Genomic DNA, 16,685 nt, shown 5'->3' on the forward strand with positions numbered 1-16,685 from the left:
AGGCGCAGTCAACCCATTCGACGCACCATCCTGATTCACCGCGCTGCCGCGCACCACCGCCAACACCCGATGACCCAACCGACGCGCATCCGACAACCGTTCGAGCAGCACCAACCCAGCGCCTTCCGACCAGCTCGTGCCGTCGGCGGCGTCCGCGAACGACTTGATCCGCCCGTCCGCCGCCAACCCCTGCTGCCGCGAGAACTCCACGAACCCGGACGGCGTCGCCATCACCGTCACCCCGCCGGCCAACGCCAGCGTGCACTCCCCCGACCGCAACGCCTGCGCCGCCAAGTGGATCGCCACCAACGACGACGAGCACGCCGTGTCCACCGACAACGCCGGACCTTCCAGCCCCAGCAGGTACGACACCCGACCCGACGTCACGCTCGTGGCCGTGCCGGTTGACAGGTAGCCCTCCAGGTCGGGCGCCGACGTGCCGACCCCGTACCCAGACGACCAGATGCCGGTGAACACGCCCGTCCGACTGCCCTGCAACGAGGTCGGGTCGATGCCCGCGTGCTCGATGGTCGCCCAGGCGGTCTCCAGCAGCACGCGTTGCTGCGGGTCCATCGCCAACGCCTCACGCGGCGAGATCCCGAAGAACGCCGCGTCGAACTCGGCCGCCTCACGGAGGAAACCACCCGAACGCGTGTAGCTGGTGCCGGGCCCACCCGCCGGGTCGTAGAGCTTGTCCAGGTCCCACCCGCGGTCGGCCGGGAAGTCGCCGATCGCGTCGACACCGTCGGTGACCAGCCGCCACAGGTCCGCCGCCGAACCGACACCACCGGGGTACCGGCACGCCATGCCGACCACCACGACGGGGTCGTCGGTGGCGGCCACGGCGACCGGCGCGACGACCGGGCGTTCCCGCCCGAGCAGGAGGCCGCGCAGGTGGGCCGCGAGCGCGGTCGGTGTCGGGTGGTCGAACGTCAGCGTGGCGGGCAGCTTCACGCCCAGCGCCGCGGCCAGCCGGTTGCGCAGCTCCACCGCCGTCAACGAGTCGAACCCCAGGTCCTTGAACGCCCGGTGCGCCGCCACCCCGTCGGTGCGACCCAGCACCACGGCGGTGTGCGTGCTGACCAGGTCGAGCACCACGGTCCGCTGCTCGGCCTCGGGCAGCGACGCGAGCCGTCGCGCCAGGTCGGTGTCGGCGATCCGGCGGGCCCGCCGCGTCAACCCGCGCAACGACGGCGCGGTGAGGTCGAGCCGGGCGGGCACCACCGTGGGAGCGCCGTCGGCCAGGGCCGCGTCGAACAACGCCAACGCGTGCGCGGTCGACATCGGCACGATCCCGGACCGCTCCAGGCGTCGCTGGTCGGCCTCGGTGAGGTGCCCGGTCAGGCCGCTGGCCTGCGCCCACTGCCCCCACGCCAGCGACACGGCGGGCAGGCCCAGCGCGTGCCGGTGGGTCGCGAGCGCGTCCAGGAACGCGTTGGCGGCGGCGTAGTTGCCCTGGCCCGCGCCGCCGAGCACCCCGGCCGCCGACGAGAACAGCACGAACGCCTTCAGGTCACGGGTCAGCTCGTGCAGGTGCCACGCGGCGTCCACCTTGGGCCGCAGCACGTCGTGCAGGCGTTCGGGGGTCAGCGACGTCACCACGGCGTCGTCCAGCGCCCCGGCCGCGTGCACGACGGCGCACAGGTCGGGAATCGTCGCGAGCACGTCGGCGAGCGCGGCCCGGTCGGTCACGTCGCACGCGACCACCGACACGTCCGCGCCCTCGATCTCCACGTCGCCGCCGCGACGGCTGAGCAGCACAAGTCGCCGCACGCCGTGCCGTGCCACCAGGTGCTCCGCCACCAACAACCCGAGCGTGCCGGTGCCGCCGGTGATCAGCACGGTGCCGTCGAGGTCGAGCGCGCCGGTCGAGCCCGACGCCCGGTTCAGCCGGGGCGCGAGCACCGCGTCACCGCGGACCGCCACCTGGAACTCGTCGGCAGGCACCCGGACCTCGCCGTCGTCGTCCACGTCGACCAGGGCGAACCGGCCGGGGTGCTCGGCCTCGGCCGCCCGCACCAACCCCCAGACCGCGGCGGCGGCGAGGTCGGTCACCTCACCCGGGCCCGCCGCACCGCGCGTGACGATCGCGAGCTTCCCGTCGTCCGACGTGCGCAGGAAGTCCTGGAGAACGGCCAACGTCTCGGCGGTCAGGGTGTGCGCGGCCACCACCGGGTCGGCTCCCGGTGCACTGACCACGTGGTGCACGGCGGTCTCTTCGGATGCACCCGTCACCGGAACCCAGTCGAGGCGGAACACCCGGTTGTCGCGGGTCTCGAAGTCCGCCGTCATCGGCCGCACGGTCAGCGCGTCGACCACGGCCACGGGCTCACCCGCAGCGGTGGTGAGCAGGACCCGGTAGGTCTCGGGCCCGGTCGGCGTCAGGCGGACGCGCGCCGCCGTCACGCCCGTCTTCAGCACGGCGACGCCGGCGAACGAGAACGGCAGCCGACCCGCCGCGACCAGCGTGAGCGGCTGCAACGCGGCGTCGAGCAACGCGGGGTGCAGGTCGAACCCGTCACGGGTGTCCAAGGCGACCTCGGCGTACAGCTCGTCGCCGTGCCGCCACACCGCCCGCACGCCCTCGAACGCCGGGCCGTACTCGTAGCCGCGGGCCGCGAGGTCGTCGTAGAAGCCGGTCAGGTCGACCGGTTCGGCGTCCGTCGGCCACTCCAGCTCACGCGCCGCGGGCGTGTCGACGCCGAGCGTGCCGGTGGCGTGCCGGATCCAGTCGCCGTCGACCCGGGAGTGGATGGCGACCGCCGTGCCGTCGACCACGACCTGGACCAGCACGGGGTCCTGCGCGGGCAGCACCATCGGGGCTTCCAGCAGCAGCTCGTCCAGCACGTGCCGACCGACCTGGGCGCCCGCCCGCAGGGCGAGTTCCACGAAACCGGTGCCCGGCAGCAGCACCGTGCCGTGGATGGCGTGATCGGCCAGCCACGGCTGGGTGGCCGTCGACAGCCGCCCGGTGAGCACGACACCGTGCCCGGACGCGAGCTCCACGGCCGCGCCGAGCAGCGGGTGGTCGGTCGAGTCGAGACCGGCCGCGGTCACGTCGCCCGAGCCCGGCACGGGAGCCAGCCAGTAGCGGTCGTGCTGGAACGGGTACGTGGGCAAGTCGACGTGACCGGTCGCGGGCACCGGCCAGTCGACGTCCACACCGGCGACGAACAGGCGTGCGGCAGCGGTGGTGAAGTCGCCCTGGTCCCGGCGCAGGGTGCCACCGGCGACCGTGACGTCCAGCGTCGGCACCAACACCGGATGCGGGCTGACCTCGATGAACACGTCGTGGCCAGCAGCCGTCAACGCCTCGACAGCCCGATCGAACCGCACCGGCTCACGCAAGTTCCGATACCAGTAAGCGGCATCGACCGTCTCCACCAACCCGTCCGACACGGTGGAGTAGAACGGAATCCGCGCCGGCAACGGGCTGATGTCCGCCAGATCCGCCAGCAGCCGCTCCCGAACCGCTTCCACCTGCGCCGAGTGCGCCGCGTAATCCACCGGCAGGACGCGGGCCCGAATGCCGTCGACCTCGCACGCCGCCACGAGTTCGGCGAGCGCCGCCGGTTCGCCGGACACGACCACCGAGTCCGCCGCGTTGACGACCGCGATCGACAGCCGATCACCCCAGCGAGACAGCAGTTCGGCGTCCGGCGGCAACGACACCGACACCATGCCGCCCAAACCGGAAATCGCCACCAACGCCTTGCTGCGCAACGCAACCACCCGCGCGGCGTCCTCCAGCGACAGCGCCCCAGCCACATACGCCGCCGCGATCTCACCCTGCGAATGACCCACCACGGCATCCGGCTCAACACCGAACGAACGCCACAACGCGGCCAACGACACCATCATCGCGAACAACGCCGGCTGCACCACATCAACCCGATCCAGCTCACCGCCGTTCAACACTTCGACCAACGACCAGTCCACATGCGGAGCCAACGCACGCTCACACGCATCCACCGCGTCGCGGAACACCAGCTCCGACACGTACAACTCCCGGCCCATCCCGACCCACTGCGCACCCTGACCCGGAAAGACGAACACCGACTTCCCGAGCGGAGACGCCGTGCCCGTCACCAGACCCGGATGCTCACGACCCTCCGCCAACGCATCCAAAGCCGCCGGCTCCAACACCACCGCACGGTGATCGAAACGCGTCCGACCAGCCAGAACGCGGGCCACGGCGGACGCGTCGGCGTCAGCGACGGCCCGGACGAGCCTGCGTGCCTGGTCGCGCAACGCCCGCTCGGACTTGCCCGTGACCACCCACGGCACCTGACCGACGTCCCCGCTCGGCTCGACGGCGGTCTCGGGCGCCTGTTCGATGATGACGTGGGCGTTCGTGCCGCTGACCCCGAACGACGACACACCCGCCCGACGTGGGCGATCAACCTCCGGCCACGGCACGCTGTCCGTCAGCAGCCGGATGTCGCCGGCCGTCCAGTCCACGTGCGGTGTCGGCTCGTCCACGTGCAGCGTTCGCGGCAACCGCCCGTGCTGGAGCGCCAACACCATCTTGATCACACCGGCGACACCCGCCGCCGCCTGCGTGTGACCGATGTTCGACTTCACCGACCCCAACCACAACGGCTCCGCACGCTCCGCGCCATACGTCGCCAACAACGCCTGCGCCTCGATCGGGTCACCCAACGTGGTGCCCGTGCCGTGCGCCTCTACAGCGTCCACTTCGGACGGTGCCAGACCGGCACTCGCCAACGCCTGCCGGATCACCCGCTCCTGCGACGGCCCGTTCGGCGCGGTCAACCCGTTCGACGCGCCGTCCTGGTTCACCGCCGAACCAGCCAGCACAGCCAACACGCGGTGGCCGTTGCGACGAGCGTCCGACAGCCGCTCCAGCAGCACCAACCCCGCGCCCTCACCCCAGCTCGTGCCGTCGGCGGCAGCCGAGAACGGCTTGCACCGACCGTCCGCCGCCAGCCCGCGCTGACGCGAGAACTCGGTGAACCCCAACGGGTTCACGATCACCGTGACGCCACCGGCCAACGCCAGGTCGCACTCCCCCGACCGCAACGCCTGCGCGGCCAAGTGCATCGCCACCAGCGACGACGAACACGCGGAGTCCACCGACACCGCCTGGCCGCGTAATCCCAGCAGGTAGGCGACGCGGCCGGACGTGACGCTCGGTGAGATGCCGGTCGCCAGGTAGCCCTCGGCGTCACGCGGAGCCTGGTCGACCACGCCCCCGTACCCCGAGGACCACAGGCCGGTGAACACGCCCGTCTGGCTCCCCCGCAACGAGGTCGGGTCGATGCCCGCGTGCTCGATGGTCGCCCAGGCGGTCTCCAGGAGCACGCGTTGCTGCGGGTCCATCGCCAACGCCTCACGCGGCGAGATCCCGAAGAAGTCCGCGTCGAACCCCGCCACATCAGCCAGAAACCCACCGGAACGGGTGTAACTCGTCCCCGCGTGATCAGGATCCGGGTGGTAAAGCCGGTCCAAATCCCAACCCCGGTCGGTCGGGAAGTCCGTGATCGCGTCGACCCCATCCATCACCAGCCGCCACAAGTCGTCCGGCGACTCCACACCACCCGGCAACCGACACCCCATGCCCACGATCACGATCGGGTCGCCGTCCACCGCCCGCACGACCGGCGCCTCGATCTCCGGACGCGTGCCCGTCAGCTCCAGCCGCAGGTGCTCGACCAGTTCCTCAGGCGTCGGGTGGTCGAAGACGAGCGTCGCGGGCAGGCGCAGGCCGGTCGCCGTGGCGAGCCGGTTGCGCAGCTCCACGGCGGTCAGCGAGTCGAACCCGAGGTCGCGGAACGCCAGCCGTGGGTTGATCGCCGAGGCGTCGGTGTGCCCGAGCACGGCCGTGGTGTGCGTGGTGACGAGGGAGAGCAGGTCGGTTGCGGGTGCGGCGGGCGGCGGGAGCGCGCGAGGTGCCCGGGTGGTCAGGTGCGCGGTCGTCAACGCGGGTTGTCCACTGGCCAGCGCGGCGTCGAACAGCGCCAGCGCCTGCTCCGTCGTCATCGGCGTGATGCCGGCACGGGCGAAGCGCTCCCGGTCGGTCGCGGTGAGGTGCGCGGTCATGCCGGACGCCTCGGCCCAGTAACCCCACGCCATCGAGACGGCGGGCAGGCCGAGGTCGTGCCGGTGCCGGGCCAGGGCGTCCAGGTAGGAGCTGGCGGCGGCGTAGTTGGCTTGCCCGGCGTTGCCCAGGACGCCCGCGGCGGCGGAGAACAGCACGAACGCGTCCAGGTCACCGGTCAGCTCGTGCAGGTGCCAGGCGCCGTCCACCTTGGGCCGCAGCACGCGGTCCAGCTGTTCGGGGGTGAGGCCCTGCACCACGGCGTCGTCCAGCACACCGGCCGCGTGCACCACGGCGGTCAGATCCGGGATCGACGCCACCAACTCCGCGACCTGCCCACGATCCGACACGTCACACGCAACCACCCGCACGTCCGCGTCCAACTCCGGAACCTCACCACCACTCCGGCTGACCAGCACCAGCCGCCGCACACCGTGCCGCACGACCAAGTGCTCGGCCACCGCACGGCCCAGCGTCCCCGTGCCACCGGTGATCAACACGGTGCCGTCGGCGAGGTGGGGCACGGTGAGCACCAGCTTGCCGACGTGCCCGGCCTGGCTCATCAGCCGGAACGCGTCCACCGCGCGCCGCACGTCGTGCGTGGCGATCGGCGGCAGCCGCAGCACGCCGGCGCCGAACAGCCGCAGCACCTCGCCCAGCGCGTCACCCAGGTGAGCGGGGTCGGCGTCGTTGAGGTCGAACGCCCGGTAGTCGACGCCTTCGAGGACCCGGACGTCCGTCTTGCCCATCTCCACGAACCGGCCGCCGGGCGCGAGCAGCCGCAGGGACGCGTCGGTGAACTCGCCGGCCAACGAGTTCAGCACCACGTCCACGCGCGGGAACCGCTGCTCGAACTCCAACGTCCGCGACGACGCGATGTGGTCGTCCGCCAAACCCAACGCCCGCAACGCGTCCCACTTGCCGGGGCTCGCCGTGGCGAACACCTCCGCACCCAGGTGCCGCGCCAGTTGGATCGCCGCCGTGCCGACCCCACCCGCGCCGGAGTGGATCAACACCCTGTCACCCGGCCCGACACGTCCGAGGTCCACCAGCCCGTGCCACGCGGTCAGGAACGCCACCGGCACCGCCGCGGCCTGCGCGAACGACCAGCCGTCCGGGACCGGCGCGAGCACCCGCTGGTCGGCGACGGCACGTGGCCCGAACGTGCCGGACCCAAGGCCCAGCACCCGGTCCCCCACCTGCCACCTCGTGACGCCGGGCCCGACTTCGAGGACCGTCCCGGCCGCCTCGCCACCCAACAAGGCCGCGTCCGGGTACATCCCCAGCGCGATGAGCACGTCCCGGAAGTTCACCCCGGCCGCACGCACCCCGAGCCGCACCTGGCCCGGCTCCAACGGCGACTCGGCCACCTCCGCGAACGCCAGGTCGGCCAAGCTGCCGGTGCCCGACTCGACCAGCCGCCACGGCCCGTCGACCGACGTCGGCCGCGACCTGAACGGCACCTGCCGCGGCACCAGGACCGCGCCGCCGCGGATCGCCAGCTCCACCTCGTCGTCCGCCACGGCCGCCGCATCCGCCGCCTGCGTAACGGTCGCGTCGCGGTCCAGCTCCACCGCCACGACCCGGCCCGGGTGCTCGGCCGCCGCACTGCGGACCAACCCCCGAACCGCCGCACCCGCCGGATCGTCCGCGCGAGTAGGCACGACCAAGCGCGCCTGCTCGTCCGATGCCAGGAACTCCTGCACCAGGCCGAGCGCCCGTTGGGTGAGCGCGTGCACGGACTCGGCGTCCGCCGAACCGGCCAGCAGGGGCGCGAGGCGGACGGGCACCGGGGTGGACTCCACCGCAGGCACCCATTCGGCGCGCAGCAGCGTCGTCGTGGGCTCGGCGGCCGGCCGCACGGTCAGCGTGTCGATCGTCGCCACCGGCGCGCCCGCCAGGTCGGTCAACGTGACCGTGTACGCGTCCGGGCCGGTGCGGGACAGGTGAACGCGGGCCGCCGAGACGCCCGTCGTGTGCACGGCGATGCCGGTGAAGGAGAAGGGCAGGCGCACACGGGTGTCCGGGTGCAGCAGGATCACGGGTTGCAGCGCGGCGTCGAGCAGGGCCGGGTGCAGGCCGAACTTGACCCCGTCCGGCACCTGGACCTCGGCGAACACCTCGTTCTCGCCGCGCCACAGCGCCCGCACGCCCCGGAACGCCGGACCGTACTCGTAACCCAGGTCGGCGAGGTAGTCGTAGAAGCCGTCCGGGTCGACCTGCTCGCCCTCGGGCTGCCACGCCGAGGTGGTCGGGGCCTGAGCGCGGTCGAGCGTGCCGGAGGCGTGGCGGACCCACTCGCCGTCGACCCGCGAGTGCACGGTGACCGGTCGGCGGTCCGCGTCGTCCGGCGCGCCCACGGACACCTGGACGTGCGCCGGGCGTTCGGTCACGGTCAGCGGCACGTGCAGCACCAGGTCCGCGACGACCGGGCAGCCCAGCGTGCGTCCGGCTTCGGCGGCCAGTTCCACGAACGCCGTGCCGGGCAGCAGCACCGTGCCGTTGACGGCGTGGTCGGCCAGCCACGGGTGCGTGCGGGTCGAGAGGCGTCCGGTCAGCACGGCACCTTGGTCGTCCGGCAGTTCCACGGACGCGTCCAGCAGCGGGTGCCCCAGCGCGGAGTCCGCCGTGCTCGGCAGGAGCCAGTAGCGCGTCCGCTGGAACGGGTAGGTCGGCAGGGCGATCCGGCCCGACGCTGGCCTCGGTAGCGGGAAGCCGCTCACGACCAGGGTCGCCAGCGCGGTGCGGAAGTCGCTCCGATCCCGGCGGAGAGTGCCGGTGGCGACCGTGACGTCCAGCGCGGGCACCAGCACCGGGTGCGGGCTGACCTCGATGAACACGTCGTGCCCGGCGTCCAGCAGCGCCGCCGTCGCCCAGTCGAACCGGACGGGCTCACGCAGGTTCCGGTACCAGTAGGCCGCATCGACGGTCTCGACCGGCTCGCCGGTCACCGTCGAGTAGAACGGCACCCGGCCACGCCTCGGCGTGATGTCGGCCAGATCGGCGAGTAATCGCTCCCGAATCGCCTCGACCTGGGCCGAGTGAGCCGCGTAGTCCACCGGGATCCGCCGTGCGTGCACGCCCTCGCGCTCACACCGCTCCAGCAGCTCGTCCAACGCCGTCGGCTCACCCGACACCACCACCGTGGACGCCGAGTTCACCACCGCGACCGTCAGCCGATCACCCCAGCGCGACAACAACTCGGCGTCCGGCGGCAACGACACCGACACCATGCCGCCCAAGCCAGAGATCGCCACCAAAGCCTTGCTGCGCAACGCAGTTACGCGCGCCGCATCCTCCAACGACAGCGCCCCGGCCACATACGCCGCCGCGATCTCACCCTGCGAATGACCCACCACAGCATCCGGCTCGACACCGTGTGACCGCCACAACGCCGCCAACGACACCATCATCGCGAACAACGCCGGCTGCACCACGTCGACCCGGCCCAGATCACCGCCGTTCAGAACCTCCACCAACGACCAGTCCACATGCGGAGCCAACGCACGCTCACACGCGTCCACCGCGTCACGGAACACCGGCTCCGACGCGTACAGGTCACGACCCATGCCGACCCACTGCGCACCTTGGCCAGGGAAGACGAACACCGACTTCCCGAGCGGAGACGCCGTGCCCGTCACCAGACCCGGATGCTCACGACCCTCCGCCAACGCACCCAAAGCCGCCGGCTCCAACACCACCGCACGGTGATCAAAACGAGCCCGACCAGCCAGAACACGACCGACCTCAGCACGCTCGCCCGGACGTTCGGCAACGAAGTCACGCAGCCGCCGCGCCTGGTCACGCAGCGCCTCCGGTGTCTTGGCCGACAACAACCAGAGCGGCTCCGCCTCCTCCGCCCGAGGTGCCTCGGGTGCCTGCTCGATGATCGTGTGCGCGTTCGTGCCGCTGATCCCGAACGCGGACACCGCCGCCCGCCGGGGACGTTCGGTCTCGGGCCAGGCAACGGAGTCGGTCAGCAGCCGGACATTCCCGGCCTCCCAGTCCACGTGTGGTGTGGGCTCGTCCACGTGCAGCGTCTTCGGCAGCACACCGTGCCGCAACGCCATCACCATCTTGATCACACCGGCGACACCCGCCGCAGCCTGGGTATGACCGATGTTCGATTTCACCGAACCCAACCACAACGGCTCCGAACGCTCCTGACCATAAGTCGCCAACACAGCCTGCGCCTCGATCGGGTCACCCAACGTGGTGCCGGTCCCGTGCGCCTCCACCGCGTCCACATCGGACGGTTTCAGGCCGGCGTTCGCCAGGGCCTGCCGGATCACCCGCTCCTGCGACGGCCCGTTCGGCGCGGTCAACCCGTTCGACGCGCCGTCCTGGTTGACGGCGGTCCCCCGCACGACCGCCAGCACGTGATGGCCGTTGCGGCGGGCGTCGGACAGCCGTTCCAGCAGCAGCAGACCCGAGCCCTCGGACCAGCCCGCGCCGTCGGCGGCGGCGGCGAACGACTTGCTGCGTCCGTCCGGCGCGCTCGCGCCCTGCCGGGACATCTCGGTGAACAACGACGGCGAGGCGTTGACCGTGACCCCTCCGGCCAGCGCGAGATCGCACTCGCCGGACCGCAGCGCCTGCGCGGCCAGGTGCAGCGCGACCAGCGACGACGAGCACCCGGTGTCCAGCGACAACGCCGGTCCGACCAGGCCGAGGAGGTAGGAGAGGCGACCGGAGCCGATGCTGGTCGCCGTCCCGGTGACCTGGTAGCCCTCCAGGTCGTCCGGAATCGGTCCGGCGGCGTACCCGGTGGACCAGATGCCGGTGAACACCCCCGTCTGACTGCCCTGCAACGACGTCGGGTCGATCCCCGCGTGCTCGAACGCCTCCCAGGCCGTCTCCAACAACACCCGCTGCTGAGGATCCATCGCCAACGCCTCACGCGGCGAAATCCCGAAGAACGCCGCGTCGAACCCGCTCGCGTCAGCCAAGAACCCGCCGTGCCGGGTGGACGACGTGCGCGGCCGGGCCGACGTGGGGTCGAACAGCCGGTCCAGGTCCCAGCCGCGGTCGTCGGGGAACCCGCCGATGGCGTCGACGCCCTCGGACACCAGCCGCCACAGGTCGTCCGGCGACTCGACGCCACCGGGGAACCGGCAGCCCATGCCGACGATCGCGATCGGCTCGTCGGTCGCCACCGCGGACGTGACAGCCGGCGTCGCGCTCTTCCCGCGCAGGTGTGCGGCGAGCCGTTCGGGCGTGGGGTGGTCGAAGACCAGCGTGGACGGCAGCCGCCGACCCAACGCGGTGGTGAGCCGGTTGCGCAGTTCGACGGCGGTCAGCGAGTCGAAGCCGAGGTCCTTGAACGCCTGGCGCGTGTCGATCGCCTCCGGCGAGGCGTGCCCCAGCACGGCCGCCGTGTGGGTGGTGACCACGTCGAGCACGTCCACACCGGACGTCACGCCCGGCTCGGCCGGCTCCTCCCGGACCTGGGCCTCGGGCAGGTCGGCGAGCAGCCTGCTCGGCCGCACGCGGGTGTAGGCGGGCGCGAACTCCGCCCAGTCGACCGGGGTGACCACGGCGTGGGGCACGTCCTGGTCGAGCACGTCCCGCAACGCGGCCAGCGCACGCCCGGACGGCATCTCGCCCAGGCCGAGCAGCCGTCGTTGCCGCTGCACGGACTCCAACGCCGCCATGCCGCCTTCGGCCCAGATGCCCCAAGCCACCGACGTGGTCGGCCTGCCCAGGGCGCGGTGCCGTGCGGCGAGGGCGTCGAGGAACGTGTTGCCCGCCGCGTAGGCCGCGCCGTGCCCGTCGCCCCACACCCCGGCCGTCGACGAGAACAGCACGAACGCGTCGAGGTCGGGCAGCAGGTCGGCGAGGTGCGTCGCGCCGGCGACCTTGGCGGCGATCACGTCGGCGAACCCGGCCACGTCGTCGTCGGCCAGCCGACCGGACCTGATCACGCCCGCCGTGTGGAACACCGACCTGACGTCGCCGACCTCGGCCACCAACGCCGCCAGCGCGGCCCGGTCCGCCACGTCGCACGCGGCCACCGTGACGCGTGTGCCGGTGGCGGTGAGTTCTGCCCGGAGTTCGGCCGCGCCGGGAGCGTCCGGCCCACCCCGGCTGACCAGCACCAGGTGCTCGGCACCCTGCCCGGCGAGCCACCGGGCCACCTGAGCGCCCAGCGCACCCGTGCCGCCCGTGATCAGGGTGGTGCCTTCGGGCCGCCACGTCCGGACCGGCGGGGTCGGCTTGGCGCGGCGCAGCCTGCGGGCGAAGACGCCCTCGGTGCGGATCGACACCTGGTCTTCCCGGCCGCCGATCGCCGCGAGCAGGCGTCGGACGCTCAGCGCGTCCGGCACGGCCGGGACGTCGACGAGCCCGCCCCACCGGTCGGGGAACTCCAGTGCGGCCGACGTGCCCAGTCCCCACACCAGCGCCTGCTGCGGACGATCGCCGAACGCGCCACTGGTCACGCACCACAGCGGGGCGTCGAGGTCCCGGACGGCGGCCAACGTCCGCGCCAAGCCGACGGGCACGGCCGGGTGGTCCGGGTGCGGCGACTCGTCCAACGCCAGGAACGACAGCACACCGTCCACCCGGTCCGCCGTGTCGACCACTTCGACACCGCTGTCCCGCAACGCCTCGACCGCCGCGTCGACCCACGGGTGCTCGCCGTCGGGCCGCAGCACCTGCCACCGTCCGGCCGGGGCCGAAGTGGGCGTCACGGGTGCCCACGCGACCTCGTACCGCCACGGGTCCACGACCGGTGCGGCGGACGTGAGCCAGTACTGCTCGTGCTGGAAGGCGTAGGTCGGGAGGTCCGCGCCACCGGCAGTCGGCAGCGCGGGCGTCCAGTCGACGTCCACACCGGCGACGAACAGCCGTCCGGCCGCCGTGAGGAACTCCGCGACCCCGCCTTGGTCCCGGCGCAGGGTGCCGGTGGCGACCGTGACGTCCAGCGTCGGCACCAACACCGGGTGCGGGCTGACCTCGACGAACACGTCGTGACCGGCAGCCGTCAACGCCTCGACAGCGCGATCGAACCGCACCGGCTCACGTAAGTTCCGATACCAATAAGCGGCGTCAACCGTCTCCACCAACCCGTCCGACACGGTGGAGTAGAACGGAATCCGCGCCGGTAGCGGGCTGATGTCCGCCAGATCGGCCAACAACCGCTCCCGGACCGCTTCCACCTGTGCCGAGTGCGCCGCGTAGTCGACCGGAATCCGCCGTGCGTGCACGCCCTCGCGCTCACACAACTCCAGCAGCTCGTCCAAGGCGGTCGGCTCACCCGACACCACTACCGTGGACGCCGAGTTGACCACCGCGACCGTCAGCCGATCACCCCAGCGAGACAGCAGTTCGGCGTCCGGCGGCAACGACACCGACACCATGCCGCCCAAGCCAGAGATCGCCACCAAAGCCTTGCTGCGCAACGCAGTTACACGCGCAGCGTCGTCTAAGGAGAGCGCCCCGGCCACGTACGCCGCCGCGATCTCACCCTGGGAGTGGCCCACCACAGCATCCGGCTCGACGCCGAACGAACGCCACAGCGCTGCGAGCGACACCATCATCGCGAACAACGCAGGCTGCACCACGTCGACCCGATCCAGAGTGCCGCCGTTCAACACCTCCACCAACGACCAGTCCACGTGCGGAGCCAACGCACGCTCACACGCGTCCACTGCATCGCGGAACACCGGCTCGGACGCGTACAACTCGCGGCCCATGCCGACCCACTGCGCACCCTGACCCGGGAAGACGAACACCAGCTTGTCGGTGGTCGTCGGCGGGGCGGCCGGTGGCGGGGTGGCGAGCAGTTCGGCCCGGTCGGCGCCGACCAGCACCGCGCGGTGCCGGAAGCGGGCACGGGTGGCCAGGTCACCGGCGATCGCGGCGACCGGCACGTCCGGGTGCGTGAGCGCGTACGCGCGCAGCCGCTCGACCTGGGCGTGCAGCGCCGCGTCGGTCTTCGCGCTCACCAGCCACGGCACCGTCCGGTCGTCGCCCACCTGCGCGGCGGTGCCGTCCGGGGCCTGCTGGAGCACGAGGTGGGCGTTCGTGCCGCTGATCCCGAACGCGGACACGGCCGCGCGCCGGGGACGTCCCGTGTCGGGCCAGGTCGCGGGCTCGGTGAGCAGCCGGATATCCCCCGCCGTCCAGTCCACGTGCGGTGTGGGCTCGTCCACGTGCAGCGTCTTCGGCAGCACGCCGTGCCGCAACGCCATCACCATCTTGATCACGCCGGCGACACCGGCCGCAGCCTGGGTATGACCGATGTTCGACTTCACCGATCCCAACCACAGCGGGTCCGCGCGATCCTGACCGTAAGTGGCCAGCAACGCCTGCGCCTCGATCGGGTCACCCAACGTGGTGCCCGTGCCGTGCGCTTCGACGGCGTCCACGTCGGACGGTGACAGACCGGCACTCGCCAACGCCTGGCGGATCACCCGTTCCTGTGACGGCCCGTTCGGCGCGGTCAGGCCGTTCGACGCGCCGTCCTGGTTGACGGCCGAGCCCGCCACCACGGCCAGCACCCGGTGTCCGCGCCGCCGTGCGTCGGACAACCGCTCCAGCAACACCAACCCCGCGCCCTCGCCCCAGCTCGTACCGTCGGCGGAAGCGGAGAACGGCTTGCTGCGGCCGTCCGGTGCGAGCCCGCGTTGCCGCGAGAACTCGGTGAAGATGACCGGCGTCGCCATCACCGTGACACCGCCGGCCAACGCCAGGTCGCACTCACCCGACCGCAGCGCTTGCGCCGCCAGGTGGATCGCCACCAACGACGACGAGCACGCCGTGTCGACCGACAGGGCCGGTCCGCGCAACCCCAGGTGGTAGGCGACCCGGCCGGACGTCACGCTCGTCGCCGTGCCGGTGACCAGGTAGCCCTCGACGTCCTCGGGCACCGGCGTGCCGACCCCGTACCCGGAGGACCAGATGCCGGTGAACACCCCGGTCCGGCTTCCGTGCAACGAGGTCGGGTCGATCCCCGCGTGCTCGAACGTCTCCCACGCCGTCTCCAGCACCAGGCGTTGCTGCGGGTCCATCGCCACCGCCTCACGCGGCGAGATCCCGGGAACCCGCCCTTGGCCACGGCGCTCGTGCCGCCGCTGCGCAGCTCCGGGTCGTACAGCCGGCCGAGGTCCCAGCCGCGGTCGGCCGGGAAGTCGCCGATCGCGTCGACCTCGGCGGTGACCAGGCGCCACAGGTCGTCCGGCGACGCCACGCCGCCGGGGAACCGGCAACCCATCCCCACGATCACGATCGGGTCGTCGTCCACCACCGCCACGACGTCCGGCACGTCCACCACGCCGTCACGCAGGTGCGCCACCAGCTGCGCGGGCGTCGGGTGGTCGTAGATCAGCCCGGACGGCAGCCGCAGGCCGAGCGCGCTGTTGATGCGGTCGCGCAGCGCGACACCCATCACGGAGTCGAAACCCAGGTCCTTGAACGTCAACGTGGGGTCGATGTCGGCGGCGTCGGCGTGCCCGAGGACGGCTGCGATGGCGGCGGTCACGTGCTCGGCGGGATCGGCCGTGACCTGGTCAGCAGGATCGGCGGCGGGTTGGTCGGCGCGATCGGCGGCGGGCTCGGCCGGCGCCGCGGGCGTGACGTCGCCCAGCCAGTGCCGCCGGCGTTGGAACGCATAGGTGGGCAGGTCGACCGGCTCGACGCCCGCCGGGAACGCGGGCGCGAAGTCGACGTGCCCGCCCGCCACGAACACCCGGCCCAACGCGGCCAGGAACTCGTTCCGGCCGCCCTGGTCGCGGCGCAGGGTGCCGGTGGCCACCGCGACGTCCAGCGTCGGCGTCAACACCGGGTGCGGGCTCACCTCGACCAGCACGTCGTGGCCGTCGGCGGCCAGCGCGGCGGTGGCCAGGTCGAACCGGACCGGCTCGCGCAGGTTGCGGTACCAGTAGTCGGCGTCCAGCCCGGCGGTGTCGAGCAGGCCGCCGGTGACCGCCGAGTAGAACGGCACGTCGCCCGGCCGCGGCCGCACGTCGGCGAGGTCGTCCAGCAGCCGTCGCCGAATGGCGGACACCTGCGCCGAATGGGCGGCGTAATCCACCGGAATGGCGCGCGCCCGAATGCCGTCCGCCGCGCACACCGCCGACAACTCGGCCAGCGCGTCCGGAGAACCCGACACCACGACCGCGCCGGGCGCATTTACCACCGCGACCGTCAACCGGCCATTCCAGCGCGCCACGAGTTGTTCGGCCTCGTCGACCGGAAGTGTGACGGAAATCATTCCGCCTTGGCCGGCCAATGAGATAAGGGCGCGGCTGCGCAATGCCACCACGCGGGCCGCGTCGGCCAACGACAATGCGCCCGCCACGTGTGCGGCGGCGATTTCGCCCTGGGAATGGCCGACCACCGCGGCCGGCTCGACGCCGTGCGACCGCCACAGCGCGGCCAGCGACACCATCACCGCGAACAACGCCGGCTGCACCACGTCGACCCGGTCCAGCGCGTCGCCGTGCAGGACGTCGACCAGCGACCAGTCGGTGTGGGGCGCGAGCGCGGCGGCGCAGGCGTCGATGCTGTCCCGGAACACCGGCTCGCTCGCGTAGAGCTCGCGGCCCATGCCGACCCACTGCGCGCCCTGACCTGGGAAGACGAACGCGGTCCGGCCCAGGTCAGCGGCCCGGCCGGTGAT

At 72.4% G+C, this 16,685-nt stretch carries 1 protein-coding gene and 2 pseudogenes; all 3 read right to left on the reverse strand.

Going from position 1 to position 16,685, the window contains the following annotated elements; genetic code table 11:
- On the reverse strand, window positions 1–11,661 hold an 11,661-nt coding region (locus ADK67_RS54235), incomplete at its 3' end, for an SDR family NAD(P)-dependent oxidoreductase (RefSeq protein ID WP_442974235.1).
- 120 nt (window positions 11,662–11,781) lie between these two features.
- Window positions 11,782–12,789: pseudogene (locus tag ADK67_RS55510) on the reverse strand (beta-ketoacyl reductase); the annotation flags it as partial.
- Between the two features lie 3 nt (window positions 12,790–12,792).
- Window positions 12,793–16,613: pseudogene (locus tag ADK67_RS55515) on the reverse strand (acyltransferase domain-containing protein); the annotation flags it as partial.
- Window positions 16,614–16,685 lie beyond the last annotated feature (72 nt).

The organism is Saccharothrix sp. NRRL B-16348 (genome assembly GCF_001280085.1).
Lineage (GTDB): Bacteria > Actinomycetota > Actinomycetes > Mycobacteriales > Pseudonocardiaceae > Actinosynnema.